This is a genomic window from Kordiimonas aestuarii (genome assembly GCF_025574465.1).
GTDB classification, from domain to species: Bacteria; Pseudomonadota; Alphaproteobacteria; order Sphingomonadales; family Kordiimonadaceae; genus Kordiimonas; species Kordiimonas aestuarii.
The window spans coordinates 15,902-31,237 of the sequence record NZ_JAOBPP010000017.1 but is presented as its reverse complement, the minus strand read 5'-3'; the positions used below and the strand labels follow the sequence as shown (position 1 = coordinate 31,237).

Here is a 15,336-nt window from a genome sequence, read left to right as displayed (position 1 = left end):
TACAAGAACACAATAAACTGTGGCGCGAAGTGCCGGGGTCAGTGTTGGAAGATATTAAAGCATTAGCAGAAAAATTTAAAAACTGCTCGGATAACGAGCGGCTGGATCTGCTGTCATCCATCCAGCGCCGCGAACAGCAATTGCGGGTGCTGAACAGCTTTGCGGTTTCCCTGATTCAAATCACCAGGGTTGATGATCTTGCATGGTATGTTGCCAAGGAAGTTGTTGGCCAACTTGGCTTTGTAGACTGTGTGTTCTACGAGTTTGACAGCGCCCGGAAACTGCTGGTGCAGCGCGCCGCAATTGGTGACAAGAACCCGAGTGGCCGGACAATCCTCAACCCGCTTGAAATTCCGCTGGGCCATGGCATCACTGGTACCGTCGCCCGCAATAAAAAGCCGCTTCTTGTCCCCGATGTGCGGGAAAACCAGCACTATGTGGCGGATATAGCTGAAGCCGGGTCTGAGCTTTGTGTACCACTTTTTTACGGTGACGAGATTTTGGGGGCCATTGACTGTGAAGACCCCCGCGTTGGCCACTTTACAGAGGAACATCTTGATGTGCTTTTGGCGGTGGCGTCGCTTGCCAGCTCCAAATTGGCCGAATGCAGTGCGCTCAAGCAGCTTCAGGGACAAGCTAAAATCCTGAAGCGCGTACGGGAGGCAGTTGTTGTCTCTGATGTCGCAGGGCGCCTGATTGAATGTAACGACGGAGCAGCACACCTGTTTGGCAGGCCCTGCGAAGAGCTTGTTGGGACCCGCATTGCCGACCTGATGGCCAATGAACGCAACTGGCGTTGGGACCGGGTGTCCATTCTGAACGGTATTCGTGATACCGGTGAATGGCGCGGTTACCTTGATATGACCGACGTCCGAGGGGAGACCATGACGGTTGACGCCAGCCTCACCACGATTACGGATGTGGGCGGCAGGGTTGCTGGCATTATCGGTGTCGCACGCGATGTGACGGACCTGCTGCGAGCCGAGAAAGCCATTCTCGAGAAAAACGAAGCGCTTGAAAGCAAGCAGATAGAGCTTGAACAGGCATTGGTTGAAGGCGAAGCGGCGCGGCGCGCCAACCGTGCGAAGGATGCCTTCCTCGCCAACACCAGCCACGAGCTGAGAACGCCGCTTGCCGGTGTGATCGGCATGATCAATTTGCTTGGCGACACGGGCCTTTCGAGCGAACAACAGCAACTGGTGGAAACTGCCAACGTCAGCGCCCATACGTTGCTAACTATCATCGACGACATTCTTGACCTTGCCAAGATGGAAGCGGGGACGTTGAGCCTGCGGGAAACAGACTTTGATCCGGTTGATTTCATCGAGAAGGCTGCGGCAACGCTAAGGCCGGCGACAAACGCCAAAGGACTTACCCTGAACGTTACATTGACCGGCGCCGCTCCACGCGCCGTTATAGGTGACGCCAGCCGGATCCGGCAGATACTCTTCAACCTCGTCGGCAATGCTATAAAGTTCACGGAAAAGGGCCAGATTGATATCCTTCTCTCGTTCGAGCGTGATGACGACGGCCTGCATTTTTTGATGGAAGTGCGGGATACCGGAGCTGGCTTCCCCAATAGCGAGCGCGAAAAAATCTTTGTCAGGTTCGAGCAACTTGATGGTTCTGCGACTAAAAAGGTTGGCGGGACAGGGCTTGGGTTGTCAATTTCACGCGAACTGGCCCAAATGATGGGCGGTACCTTGCGGGCGAGCGGTAACCCGGGGGTAGGGGCCACTTTTTACCTGACCGTACCGCTACGTGAACCTGTCCCGAATGCGCCAGCCCTCGATGTGCAGACTTCCCGTGAGGACGACAGCGACGCCGATCTCGGTCTGCTGGATGTGCTGATCGCTGAGGACAATGCAATCAACCAGATTCTGATCGAGAAGATCCTCGCCCGGTATAACTGGAACCTGACCGTGGTCAGCAACGGCAGGGAAGCAACCGACATCCTTGACCACAAGGCATTTGACTTGGTGCTGATGGATATTCGCATGCCGGTGATGGACGGGGTGGATGCCACCAAGGAGATACGCGCCCGTGATGATGAACGCGCGACCACCCCCATTATCGCGCTGACAGCAAACACCATGGAAGACGACAAACAAAGTTATCTGGCAGCAGGGATGGACGGCGTGGTTGGCAAGCCGGTGGACCGCACGACGTTAATGACGACCATTGCCACCGTGCTGGCACAGAGAGCACAGGAAGATAAAACGGCTTAGAAAAGCAGGTCGGGTAACCAGGTTACGAGGCCAGGCTCAAACGCAATCAGCAATAGCGCCAGCAACTGGATGATAACAAAGGGAACCACGCCGCGATATATGGTGATTGTCGGCACACTATCCGGCACCACGCCACGCAGGTAGAAAAGTGCAAAGCCGAAAGGTGGTGTCAGGAAACTTGTCTGCAGGTTCATGGCAATCAGCACACCGAGCCAGATGGGGCCATAGGTACCGTCCATGGCTAAAAGCGCGGGCGCAACCACGGGCACGACGACAAAGGTGATCTCGATAAAATCAAGAAAGAAGCCGAGGATGAACATCAGCACCATGACAAGCAGGATGGCGCTGAACTGACCGCCGGGCAGGCCATGCAGCAGGTTCTCAATGGCATCATCGCCACCAAGACCCCGGAAAACGAGGGAAAACAATGCTGCCCCAATGAGGATGGCGTAAATCATTGTCGAGATGCGTAGGGTTGAACGCATTACGTCACCCAGCACTCCCGCACGGTGGATTTTAAAGAGCGACCAGCCAAGGCCAAGCACAAAGGCTGTCGTAAGCACAATCGCGAGATAGAAGGCAACACGGTCCGGCGTCGGGACCACGGCTCGGCTCATGCGCAGGTCCATGGTGCCGGCCAGCGTAAGGAGCGCGAGGAGGGCGGCAAGCGATACCATGACAATCCAGCGGGTTCGATTGTCCTGCCGCGCGGCACCCAGAAGGATGGCGCCGATGGCCCCGACAGACGCCGCTTCGGTTGGGGTGGCGATACCTGACAAGATTGAGCCCAGTACAGCCACAATCAGGATCATCGGCGGCGCAAGTGCGAGCAACAGACGGCCATAAAACGCGGCATCCAGCGTCTCTCCCTCGGTTTGCGGGATTGCCGGGCTTGAGTTAGGCCGCAGGAGGGCAACCACCACCTGATAGAAGATGTAGAAGCCGACAAGAATAAGCCCGGGGATCAGGGCACCCGCGAACAGCTCGCCCGCGCTCATCGGGGACGGTGAAAAATTACCTGCATCAAGCTGGGCCTGTTGCCACGCTGAAGAGATGACATCAGCCAAAAGGATCAGGACAATGGACGGCGGGATGATCTGGCCAAGGGTACCCGCTGCGGCGATGGAGCCAGTGGCGAGGGATTGATCATATCCGCGTCTGAGCATGGTTGGCAGCGACAAAAGCGCCATGGTGACCACGGTCGCGCCGACAATTCCTGTTGAGGCGGCCAGAAGTGCCCCCACAATGGTGACCGAAATACCGAGCCCGCCGCGCATCCGGCCAAAGAGCCGGCCCATATTCTCCAGTAAGTCTTCCGCAACGTTCGATTTTTCCAGCATTACGCCCATCGTGACAAACAGAGGAATAGCGAACAAAAGTTCGTTCCTGACCACATTGCCGAACAGCCGGTTGGGCAGGATCTCCAGGAAGGTGGCGTCCAGTGTGCCCGTGGCCATGCCGATAAGGCCAAACAAAAGCCCGGTACCGCCTAGTGTGAATGCAACAGGGAAGCCGGTCAGCAGGAAGCCCACAAGCACAGCAAACATGCTGACAACCAGAAAAATCGACATATCCATGGGGCTAACCCTTAACCAGTTTGGTGCCGTGGCGCATCAGGTCAGCCAGCGCATGTAGGCTGAGAGTGAAGGCGAACAGCAGGAGTGTGGATTTCAGGATATAGACATAAGGCAGGCCGCTTGTCTCGGTACTGGTCTCCAGTATGGCCCAGCTTCCTGTCACATAAGGCAGGGTGGAGATCCAGAAAAGAATGAGAAACGGCACCAGCAGAAACAGGGTGCCGAAGAAGTTAACCGCGGCTTTGCCGCGTTCGGACATCCTGGCATAAAAGATATCCACCCGCACATGCTCACCGCGCACAGCAGTGTACCCCGCGCCACCAAGGAACATGAACGCGTTGATATACTGAAGGCTTTCCTGAAGCTGGATACTGCCGGAGGCGAACACATAGACCATCAGCACGACAGCAAACTGTACCAGTACAAGGATAAGTGGCAGCAGTGCGAGCAGGTGGCCGCTCTTCTCAGAAAAAGCGTCAAGCGCGGTAACGATACGGATCATGGCTCAACTGTCGATCAGGCTACGGGCGTGGGCAAAGGCCTGTTCGGAAATAGCACCCCAGCGAATACCTTCGTGGCGGGCCTTGGTAAAGCTGTCGAATACCCGCTTGGTCAGGTCGTCTGTCTTCGCGGCGTCGGCCAGCACGTCGGCGGAAAGAAGTCCGAGCTGGGTGAGAATATCATCACTGAATTTCTTCAGTTTCACGCCATGTTCGTTCACCAATGTATCCAAGGCGCGCGCGTTATTGGCGTTGAATTCGGCAAACATAATGTCATTTTCGGCCGCAGCGGCTGCGCTGATAATGGCCTGTTCACGCGGGCTCATGTCGTCCCACAGGTCTTTGTTCAGCCCCATGGAAAGCGAGGCCCCGGGTTCATGGATGCCGGGGTAGTAATAGTTTTTTACAATGGTATGGAAGCCGAAGGCGAGGTCGTTCCATGGGCCGATCCATTCACTGGCATCGATATTACCTTGGCTCAGGGCTTGGAAAATTTCACCGCCCTGCTTGGTTACCGGGGTGGCGCCAAGGCGTTTCATCACCTCACCACCAAGGCCGGGCATGCGAATGCGCAGGCCCTGGAAATCTTCAACGCTGTTGATGTCTCTCTTGAACCAGCCGCCCATTTGAACGCCTGTGTTGCCGGCAAGGAAAGGTTTGATGCCGAAGCGCCCGGAAAGTTCGTCCCACAGTTCCTGCCCGCCGCCGAAGCGTATCCACGCGTTCATTTCCGACGCTGTCATGCCCATGGGCACTGCCGCGAAGAAATTGAACGCCGGCGACTTGCCTTGCCAGTAATATTCGGCGGCATGATACATGTCGGCCTTGCCTTGGCTTACGGCGTCAAAGCCGCCCAACGCGCCGACAAGCTCTCCCGCAGCATAAACCTTAACCTTGAGGGAGCCGTCCGACAGCGCCTCAATGCGCTTTGCCAGCCGCTCCACGCCGGTGCCGAGACCGGGGAAGTTTTTTGGCCAGCTTGTAACCATCTTCAGTTGCCGCTGTTTGCTGACAATCGCGGGGCCGCCAGCGCACTCTTCGCTGGCGCCGGAGCAGCCGGAGAGCAGGGCCGCACCACCTACAAGGGCTGCACCGCCCAGCAATTTACGTCTGCTAAGACTGGCGGTCGTGTTTTTCGAAGGCTGCTGATGCTGGGCTTTTTTGCGCAAAGTGGAACTCCCCCTAACCGAATTTTGGGCGACAGCTTGCTTATCCAGATGCGGAAAATGGCACCGGTGCGATCGCCGGGGCACAGTATAGAGTGCGGGGGCGAAGGGGCAAGCAAAGACGGTTATTTTGCGCCAACTTCGTCCTGAATTTCGAACCAACCGTTTTGTCCGAGCCTCTCCAGTGGTCTGAAGCGCCCCTTATAGCTCATTTTGGGGCTGCCTTTGACCCAGTAACCCAAATAAACATAAGGCTGATTCGCATGTTTTGCCCGTTCGATATGGTCAAATATCAGGTAGGTGCCGATGCTGCGGGTCGCTTCTGACGTATCAAAAAAGCTGTAGATCATCGAAAGTCCGTCCGACAGTTCGTCGGTCAGCGCTGCGGCCATCAGTTTGCCGTCGATCGCGCGGCGATATTCGACAAGCACCGTGGGTACAGGGCTGGTTTCGACCATATCGCGGAACTCATCCGCGCTCATGTCGGCCATGGTACCGTCCGCGTGGCGGGTGCTCAGGTAGGCGCTCAGAAGTTCATATTGCTCGTCGGTGACAACGGGTGGTTTTACCTCTGATTTCAGGTCCTTATTGGCTTTGGCCACACGCCTTAGTGACCGGGTGGGATGGAAATCCTTCACCCTCACACGCACCGATACACATTCCGAACAGCCTTCGCAGGCCGGCCGGTAAACAACGGACTGGCTGCGCCGAAAGCCGACACGCCCGAGAGCCTCGTTCAGGGCGCCCGCGTCAGGGCCTTTAAGCTCGGTGAAAACCTTGCGTTCAATCTTGCCGTCAAGATAGGGGCACGGCGACGGTGCCGTGACATAAAACTTGGGAAACTGAAGCCCCTGATCGGTCATGGGTGCTACTCTCCTTTCTTACAGGAGCCCATAATACCACGGAACGAACAAGGTGAAAGTCATCCACACAATAAATATCAGCGGGGTCCCCACGCGCATAAAGTCCACGAACCTGTAATGGCCGGGCGCCATGACGAGCAAGTTGGTCTGATAGCTCATGGGTGTGGCGAAGCTGCAGTTTGCACCAAAAATCACCGCCAGCAGGAACGGCATGGGGTCAACCCCCAGCTCCGCAGCGATGGAGACGGCAATGGGGGTGAACAGCACAGCGGTCGCGTTATTTGACAGTACGTTTGTCAGGAAAGCGATCAGAAGGAAGAATCCCGACAGCAATACCCATACCGGTGCACCGCGCAGGCTTTCGATCACCGCATGGGCCAGCCAGGTTGCGCCGCCCGTCGCCTGCATGGCGGTGCCGAGCGCAAGAGCCGCACCCACAATGGTGAATACACGACGGTCGATCGCCCGGCCCGCCTGCCGCACATTGAGGCAACGGCTGATCATCATCAAGGTTGCACCAATAAGTGACGCCACAACAATGGGCATGATCTCAAGGGCGGCGGTTATGACAACACCGGCAAAGATCGCGAGGGCACGCCATGCAAATTCCTGCATCGGCACGTCGCTTGCTGAGGATTCCATCAAAAGAACGTCGCGGTTGTCACGCAGGGCCAGAACCGCGGAGCGGCTACCCATCACCAGCAACACGTCACCCGCTTCGAGGCGGAGCATGGAAAGGGCGGCACGGATCATACGGCTGCGGCGCTGAACGCCGAGCACGGATACGCCGGTTTCAGCCCGGAAGCCGGTTTGTGAAAGTGTGCGGCCATCCATGCGGGAGGCAGGTGCGATCACCGCTTCGGCGATGACGCGGCGCTCGCCGGCCTTATCGTCTACGTCCTCGCCTTCCGCGCTTGAGACAAGGTCGGGCGACGCATTCAGCAATTCGGTCATGACAGACCGGGTCGCGGCCACGAGGACGACATCGCCTACCTGCAGGGTAATATCGTCATAAGGGGGTAACAGTTTTTCGCGGCGGCGCTCAATCATGCGCACAGTCACATCCTTGAGGCCGGGGAACATGCCTGCGACGGCGCTTTGGCCGACCAGCCCATTGTCTGGTGTCAGCTCCATCTGGAACAGGAACTGTTTGCCGCCGCCACCTGCAAGGCGCTTTGCGATACCCTCCCGGTCAACCAGCAGTTTTGGCGCCACAAACACAACATAGGCGAAGCCGACAAGCGCCAGCACCGCTCCGGGTACGGTGAAATCGAAGAAGCCGATGTGTGGCCCGCCCACCTGCTCATAGGCGCCAATCGCCAGTAGGTTGGTGCTGGAGCCGATCTTGGTCATGTTGCCGCCAAGGATTGCCGCGAAGCTGAGTGGCATCATCACCATCGCTACTTTCTTGCCAAGCCTTTCGGCCAGGGCCGCTAGGATGGGGATAAAGATAACGACAACGGGCGTGTTGTTCAGCACCGCGGAGATGACCATCACCGTCACCAGGCAGGCGAAAATCACTAGGCGGGGGTAGTTTTTGCCCCACCTGACCAGTGTGCGGGCGGGGCCATTGAGCGCCCCGGTCTGCACCAGGCCTTGCCCAACCACAAGGAGCGCCATAATGGTAATCAGCGCCGGGTCGGCAAAGCCCTGCAGCAGGTCCCGCATCGTGACGATGCGTTCACCGTCCGGTCCGATAAGGGGGGCTATCTCGAACAGGAACAGCAGCAGGGCGACTGTTGCTATTGAGGATATCTCAAGGGGAATTTTATCGTAGGCATAGGCACCAATTGCCCCAAGGACAATTGCAAAGGTCAGCCACATCTGAAGGGTTGGTTCAACAAGATCCATAAACGAGGGATATCCATTTGCCTGAGATATGAGCCACAATCACGCAATGTTTTGCGCCGTGCAGTGATTCAACTACATCAAAATTGTTACAGCCCAGCCGGGGACGGGACAAGACAATTTTATTTTTGAGCCGGGGTGGCTATGGCTGCGCCTAGTTTTCGTTGGTCAGGTTTGGTGGCACGACGGGGGCTTCCCGCAGCACCAGAATAGTGATGCGGCGGTTTTCCGTCCGGTTAGGCTGGTCGGGGTACAAGGGGTCGGTACCTGCTTTGCCAATGACTTCTGAAATGCGGTCTGTTGATACGCCGGAAGTGTCGAGTTCCCGACGCGCGGCATTGGCACGGCCTGAACTTAATTCCCAGTTGGTTTCGCCTGTCGGGCCAAAATAGACGCTGCCATCAGTGTGACCAAGGATGGTTACCCGGTTAGGCAGGGTCTGAATTGACTTGCCGATCTCCTCAAGCATTTTTTTGGCAAAATCATAAAGCTCGTCGGTGCCGGATTTGAACATGGCGCGCCGATCCTTGTCGATCAGCTGGATTTTCATGCCTTCTTCGGTCACTTCCATGATCAACTGGTCTGACACCTTGGCCAGCTCAGGGGACTGCTGGATTGCAAGCCGAAGTTTCTCCTGCAATTCCTGAAAGGCGGCGTCTTCCTGAGCTTTGATGCGCTCCGCTAGCTTGTCACCATATGCTCCGTCTTCCGATGAGCCTGTCTTGTTACCCTGCTGGGGACCGCTTTGCGGCGGCCCAGGCACGCTGATGGCGACGATCGGTGACGGGTTGGAACCGATGGCATCGCTTGATGGTGCGTTTACGGCATCAGCGCCCGTACGGCCGGACACAGCCGCAGTCGTTGGGGAAAAATAGTCCGCAAGTCCCGCGAGCGTCTCGGGCGGGGCCACATTCAAAAGCCACAGCAACATGAAGAAAGCCATCATCGCGGTGGTAAAGTCGGCATAGGCCACTTTCCAGGCGCCGCCATGATGGCCGCCGCCTGAAACTTTTTTCACCTTTTTGATGATGGGGCGGACGTCATTGTCGTCTTTTTTCGCCACCTGTATCTCCCATGCTGCTCACCTGCGGGTCACAATAGTCGCTTCAAAACCTTATGTTAAGGTGAATCTGTTGAAGCCGGGTTAATAACCAGCGTGTGTCTGGCGCCTTTTGTGACCGGGGCGTTTGCAGGGATGGTGATATAATTCCCGCTGCGCCACAGCGGGAACAGGTCATCGTATTTGTCGGACAGCGGGTTGCCTGACTGGCCGGTTGGCAGCACATAGAGCGACGCATCAAGGTCCGACAGATCAAAAATACCACGATAGCTTGGGCCGAAGGTCGAAGCGTTCAGGCTGCCTGGGTTTTCGCTTACACCGGCCACATTGATGGTGTTGCGGCTGCCCGCGATGGGGGTCTTGATCTCGAAGAACCGCGCCAGTGGGGCGACCTCGCTCATCGGCCTGTGGCTTTGTGTCAGGGTATGTTCGTGCCCCCACTGCCATGTCTCCCAGTCACCCGTATTTCGCGTCGCCAGCGTCTTCATTGTTTCATCGAAGGCGGTTTTTACCAGTTCACCACAGGTTTCCTTGCCGTTTGTTGTCACGTCGTCACACCACAGGCCTGCCTCATCCTCGGGGATGGGGGAGAGATGGTAATAATCCGCCGTCAGGTCAGGGCGGGCAGCTTCAGGCAGATCATAATAAAGGCTGTCACGAACAAGGCGGGGTCGTATGCTTTTGAAGTCATCCGCCAGATCACCCAGTTCATCGGCCATCATGAGGCGCTGATAGGTGCGCATGAATTCATGAAAGATCAGCGGCTCGGTGCGGCGGGCATCCATGGTGCCATCCCAGCGCAGCATCGCGTCTGCCGCCGGGTTCAGGCCCTTGAGATGCGGCTTCAGCACCGTGATTATATCCCGGGCCATGTCGGAGGTGACATCATGATGCAACGCCTTGAAGGTGCTGCGGTCATGGTGCGGGACACTCTCAAGCTCGGCCCGGATACGGTTGCCGCGGTAGGGCAGGGCCCAGTCTCGGGTAATATAGTGCGGGTAGTCGCCGTCCACGATCTTTTCATTGGCGGTGGCGATAACGCCGCTTTCGGGATTATAGCGTGTTGGCAGTTCGTCATACGGCACATAACCGTCCCAGTCATATTTCGCGAGCCAGCCGGGCGATGGCACGCGACCCATAATCTCATTTTCCGGTTTGCGCACAGGCACAAGGGCAGGGGCGTAATAGCCGATATTACCCTCGGTGTCGGCGTAGATCATGTTCTGTTCCGGGCCAAAATAATGCTGGCCCGCCGCTTTGAAGCTTTCAAAATCCTGCGCCTTGCCCAGTTTGGCGAGGCCCGTGGGCGCGGTATCCTCACTATTCAGTGCGGTCCAGCGGAGCGCCAGCACATACCCGTCGCGTACAAAATCTGTGTTGTCACCCAACACGTTGGAAACCACCGGCCCATGCCGGGTCTCCTTAACTTCGAGCATGACGTCCTCGCCATCCTTCACCTTGATGACCTCTGTGCGGATGACAAAGTCGGCAGGCCCGTCCGGCGTCAGATATTGTTTACCGTCGTTCAGAACCTTCTCAAGATACAAATCCTGAATATCGGGCGCGGTGTTGGTGAAGCCCCAGGCGATCTTGTCGTTGCGGCCCAGGATGATCGACGGTGTGCCGGGGAAGCTGACGCCCACAAGGTTTTCACCTGTTGTGGTGTTATTGAGCCGCACCAGATACCAGATGCTTGGTGTGGTCAGCCCCAGGTGCGGGTCATTGGCAAGCAGCGGTTTGCCGCTTTTGGTATGGCTGCCGTCCACGACCCAGTTGTTGGAGCCGTACCCTTCGGGTTTTTCCTCGCCGACCAGCGCGATGGCGCTTTCAATATCGGTTTCGCCGTAAAGCGCGCCTAGTTCGGGTAGGGGTGTTTCCACTTCGCCGGGATAGCTTGGGTAGATGCTGTGCACATGCGCGGGGCTGAGTTTGGCCAGCAGGCGTGCCCGCGCCAGCTCAGACCGCATGTTGCCCGAAAGATCCAGCCACATCATCTTCTGCCACACCAGAGTGTCGACCGGTGACCAGTGCGTCGGTGTTGTCCCGGTCAGGATAAACTCAGGCGGCCACGCGCCCTTGTGGGTGTCAATATAGGCGTTCACACCGGCGGCATAAGCCTCAAGCGATGCCCTGGTTTCACTATCCAGGCCAGCAAGTGCGCTTTCCGCCGCTTCGGTGAAGCCAAGCGTGCGGAAATATCTGTCAAACCCAAGCCCCGCTTCGCCCAGCACCTCGGCCACCCGGCCATGGCCAATGCGGCGGTTCATTTCCATCTGCCACAGGCGGTCCTGCGCGTGCACATAGCCCATGCCGAAATAAAGATCGTTATCCTGTGCGGCGCCAATATGGGGGATGCCGTGGGCATGGCGGGCGATGGTGATGGGGGCTGAAGGGCCTTCAAGTTCAAGGATGCCGTCCATTTGCGGCAGGCTGCTCCGAAGCCATGCCGTGCCCAGCAGGCCGATAAGGATAATGAGTGAACCCACAACAAGTGACCAGAATTTCAGTGCACGCATGCTTTTTAGTCTCCCCCTGAACTGCCCACTGGACATGGCGCCATCTGGCGCTTACGAAGTTAGCCGAACCGTATCAAGCATCTTACATACTGGACGGTCAAGTCTGGTTAAAAGAGCAGCAGCGCAGGAAGGAAATCGATTATGGCGAATGTAGCATTTATCGGCCTTGGGGTTATGGGCTTTCCGATGGCAGGGCATCTTGCCCGTGCGGGACATAATGTCACGGTCTATAACCGCACCGCTGACAAGGCCGAAAAGTGGCTCGAGACTTATGCGGATGACGCGGAAGGTGAGCTTTTCACCGCGCCCACGCCTGCGGGCGCGGCAGCGGACGCCGATATTGTGTTTGCCTGTGTTGGTGCGGACAAGGACGTGGCACAGGTATGTGTCGGCCCGGACGGAGCCTTCGCCGCCATGACAGAAGGTGCGATTTTTGTGGATCATACCACCGCGTCCGCCGACTGCGCGCGCACAATGGCTGTGGCGGCTACGAAAGCCGGGCTGACATTCATTGATGCCCCTGTCTCGGGTGGTGAAGCGGGTGCCGTGAACGGCGCGCTTACCGTGATGTGCGGTGGCGACAAGGCCGCGTTCGAGCGCGCGGAGCCAGTGATGCAGGCCTTCGCCAAATCCGTCAAGTTGCTGGGTGATGCAGGGGCGGGTCAACTGACCAAAATGGTCAACCAGATCTGTATTGCGGGTGTCGTGCAGGGGCTTTCGGAAGCCTTGCATTTTGCCATGGAAGCCGGGCTGGACGCCAAGGCGGTTGTGGACGTGATCTCCAAAGGGGCCGCGCAAAGCTGGCAGATGGAAAACCGCGCCTCCACCATGATCGACGGCAAGTTCGACTTCGGCTTCGCGGTCGACTGGATGCGCAAGGACCTCGGTATCGTGCTGAGTGAGGCCAGCAGCATGGGTGTCTCGCTGCCCGTCACCGCGCTTGTCGACCAGTTTTACTGCGACGTGCAGAAAATGGGCGGTAAGCGCAACGACACCTCAAGCCTCATCCGCCGCTTCCGGGGGTAGGGTGCGGGATATTGATCCCAAAGGCATATCGGTAGACTTCCTCATTCATGCGGGGGTCTACCTCAGCCTATTTTTTGCTCTCTTTCTTTTTATCGATGCGTATCGCTACTGGTACCTTGGCGCGCTCGTGGTCTACTGGCTGGTTGTTGGTGGCATTGCACTCAAATACCGAATACATCGTTCACCAGATTGACTTTCGCCTCACTCTTTTCCCGCTTCTCGAACGGACATCCGAAAATCGTACCGATAACGGCTGCATTTTAATCCATCCTTAACCAGTTGGTCCATATAGAGGGATTTAACGCCGGGGGTACTCTTGAGGAAGGGGCGATGCACGTTCAGTTTCGCAGCGGTGCGAGGCAACGGAAGCTGCCAAATACATCCATGAACAAATTCAGTAATCTCAGCATCGCGCGCAAGATCGCGGTGGCATTTGGTAGCATCATTGGTCTCTATACCCTTGTATTGCTCATTGTTGGTACGCAGTTGTTTGTCGGGGAAAGTGGATTTTCCACCTATCGCGGTGTAGCGCGGCAGTCAGTGATCATCGGCAATGTGCAGGCAACACTCCTCGCAACACGTGTTGCGGTGAAGGACTTTGTGATTTCCGCGTCGGAAACGTCCATTTCCCAAGTGAAAGACAGGGCGGAGCAGATGGCGAGTTTGAATGACAAATTGCTTTCGCTCCTGACCGATGATGAAAACGCTGCTGGTGTTGGCGATATCCGCGCAGAATCGGTCGAAATGGCCGCAGAGATGGACGAATATATCGCGACGTTCGATAAAATCGTCGTGGCGCAGCGGGCAATTGACAGTCTTGCGAAATCTCAACTCGACGTGCTCGGGCCTTTCCTCGTTGTCCAATTGAAGTCAGTGGTGGAGGAGACGCGCGCCGCGAAGGCTATTGAAGCCAGCCGCGCCGCTGATGACGCGCTGGTTTCCCTCGCTGCTATGCGGCTTTACGCCAACCGCCTGCTCGTGACAGCCAGCCAGCAAGATTTTGATGCTTTCGCTGCTGCGGAGGATGAAACAGAAGCGCATTTGACGCAGTTAGCTCGGGTAATACAGCCAGATAGTTCAAAAGCCAAAGTGGCAAAAATTGCGGCAGATGCCAAAAAATACCTAGGCGCAGCCAGCGACATGAAGCGACTGCTGGATCAGCGCCGCGTGCTTTTGGTCGACGGGTTGGATGTCGTTGGCCCCAAAATTAGCGAATCCATCAGTCAGATGCAGCAGTCGGTAAAGGCCTACCAGGACACCATCGGGCCCGAGATCAGCGACCGGCTTCAGCTAGGTTTGATCCTGACTGTGGTTATCTCCATTGTTGCGGTAATTCTTGGTAGTGTGGCTGCCACGTTTATCGGGCGCGGTATCGCTGGGCCTATCCAGGCAATCACCCGCAATGTTTCCTCGTTGTCGGAAGATGATCTCGACATCGAAATCGAAGGGCAGGGCCGCAAAGACGAAATCGGCCAGGTTGCTGCGGGTCTGGAAGTCTTCCGCATGAAACTGGTGGAAAACAAGGAACTGCAAGCGCAGGAACTTGTACGTGTTCACGAAGAAAAGGAACGTGAGGAAGAGGAAAAGCGTCAACGCATCCTGGATGAGCAGGAAAAAGCGGCTCAGGTCGAGGCTGAGCGGAAGCGCCAAGCCTATGTTGATGGCCTGATCCGTGATTTTGATACCTCGGTATCCGAGACTTTGAGTGTACTCGAAAACGCTGGGTCCGAACTTCGGGAAACTGCAGGCCTCATGTCATCGACTGCGGAAGAAACCGGAACGCAGTCGGCGGTTGTTGCGGCCGCCGCCCAGCAGACTGGCGCGCATGTGCAGGCTGTTGCGACCAGCGCGGAGGAGCTTTCAGCCTCCATTCAGGAGATCAGCCGTCAGGTGGCTTCGAGTTCCCAGCTTGCGCAGAGCGCGGTTCAGGAAGGTCAAAGCGCTGATGAAGGTATCACGGGCCTTGCTGAGGCTGCGTCGAAAATTGGTGCTGTTGTTGAACTCATCAACGAGATTGCGGAGCAAACCAACCTGTTAGCCCTCAATGCCACCATTGAGGCGGCACGGGCGGGTGACGCAGGCAAAGGCTTTGCTGTTGTGGCGTCAGAGGTCAAGGCGCTGGCGCAGCAAACCGCCAAGGCTACAGATGAAATCAGCGCGCAGGTTCTTGAAATCCAGACGGAAACCGAAAAAGCGGTTACTTCTATTCTGGGTATCAACAAGACCATTGCGTCGATGAGCGAAATCTCGGCGATGATTGCGGCTGCTGTGGAAGAACAGGGCGCCGCGACCAATGAGATCGCAACCACCGTTCAGCAAACCGCTGCCGGCACTGACGATGTCACCAACAACATTCAGGGTGTCAGCGAAGCGGCCCAGACCACCGGGGCGGCAGCGACACAAGTGTTGTCGTCCGCAAACCAGCTTGTGGACCAATCCGCTGCCATGAGCACGCGGATTAGCGACTTCCTGGTCAAGATACGGGCTGCATAAACAAGCAGAGCGTGGTGCGATAAGGCTGATTGCATTATGCGGGAGTGGTTTTCAAGGGG

Annotated in this window: 11 protein-coding genes; 4 read left to right on the top strand and 7 right to left on the bottom strand. The window is 56.9% G+C overall.

Translation table 11 applies throughout. The features are described 5' to 3' along the window. Window positions 1-44 precede the first annotated feature (44 nt). Window positions 45-2,228, top strand: a complete 2,184-nt coding sequence (locus tag OEU85_RS05550; protein ID WP_262690462.1) for an ATP-binding protein — start codon at window positions 45-47, stop codon at window positions 2,226-2,228. Here the strand turns inward: OEU85_RS05550 and OEU85_RS05545 are convergent. The 7 genes from OEU85_RS05545 to OEU85_RS05515 all read right to left on the bottom strand — a co-directional run bounded on the left by OEU85_RS05545 (window position 2,225) and on the right by OEU85_RS05515 (window position 11,758). Then, a complete protein-coding gene (locus tag OEU85_RS05545) occupies window positions 2,225-3,805 on the bottom strand; it encodes a TRAP transporter large permease (protein WP_262690461.1) in 1,581 nt (526 codons plus the stop codon). The genes OEU85_RS05550 and OEU85_RS05545 overlap by 4 nt on opposite strands. A 4-nt stretch (window positions 3,806-3,809) precedes the next feature. Further along, complete coding sequence (locus OEU85_RS05540; RefSeq protein WP_262690459.1) at window positions 3,810-4,307, bottom strand: TRAP transporter small permease subunit; 498 nt, start codon at window positions 4,305-4,307, stop codon at window positions 3,810-3,812. A gap of 3 nt (window positions 4,308-4,310) precedes the next feature. Next, window positions 4,311-5,474, bottom strand: a complete 1,164-nt coding sequence (locus OEU85_RS05535; RefSeq protein ID WP_262690458.1) for a TRAP transporter substrate-binding protein — start codon at window positions 5,472-5,474, stop codon at window positions 4,311-4,313. A 122-nt stretch (window positions 5,475-5,596) separates the two neighbouring features. Further along, entirely contained in the window at window positions 5,597-6,334 is a 738-nt protein-coding gene (locus OEU85_RS05530; protein ID WP_262690457.1) for an arginyltransferase, read from the bottom strand. A gap of 18 nt (window positions 6,335-6,352) precedes the next feature. Next, complete coding sequence (locus OEU85_RS05525) at window positions 6,353-8,185, bottom strand: SLC13 family permease (RefSeq protein WP_262690456.1); 1,833 nt, start codon at window positions 8,183-8,185, stop codon at window positions 6,353-6,355. Window positions 8,186-8,336: 151 nt separating this feature from the next. Beyond that, window positions 8,337-9,245: a flagellar motor protein MotB gene (locus OEU85_RS05520; RefSeq protein ID WP_262690455.1), complete on the bottom strand. Its 909-nt coding sequence runs from the start codon at window positions 9,243-9,245 to the stop codon at window positions 8,337-8,339. Window positions 9,246-9,301: 56 nt separating this feature from the next. Further along, on the bottom strand, window positions 9,302-11,758 hold the full coding sequence (locus tag OEU85_RS05515) for a penicillin acylase family protein (RefSeq protein WP_262690454.1): 2,457 nt from the start codon (window positions 11,756-11,758) through the stop codon (window positions 9,302-9,304). 141 nt (window positions 11,759-11,899) lie between these two features. Here OEU85_RS05515 and OEU85_RS05510 point away from each other — a divergent pair, with 141 nt between their 5' ends. The 3 genes from OEU85_RS05510 to OEU85_RS05500 all read left to right on the top strand — a co-directional run bounded on the left by OEU85_RS05510 (window position 11,900) and on the right by OEU85_RS05500 (window position 15,277). After that, window positions 11,900-12,784 carry an NAD(P)-dependent oxidoreductase gene (locus OEU85_RS05510; RefSeq protein WP_262690453.1) on the top strand — a complete coding sequence of 295 codons (885 nt, stop codon included), beginning with the start codon at window positions 11,900-11,902 and terminating at the stop codon, window positions 12,782-12,784. A 1-nt stretch (window position 12,785) separates the two neighbouring features. Further along, complete coding sequence (locus OEU85_RS05505) at window positions 12,786-12,977, top strand: hypothetical protein (RefSeq protein ID WP_262690452.1); 192 nt, start codon at window positions 12,786-12,788, stop codon at window positions 12,975-12,977. Window positions 12,978-13,114: 137 nt separating this feature from the next. After that, window positions 13,115-15,277, top strand: coding sequence for a methyl-accepting chemotaxis protein (locus OEU85_RS05500; RefSeq protein WP_262690451.1), 2,163 nt, complete (start codon window positions 13,115-13,117; stop codon window positions 15,275-15,277). Window positions 15,278-15,336: the final 59 nt, after the last annotated feature.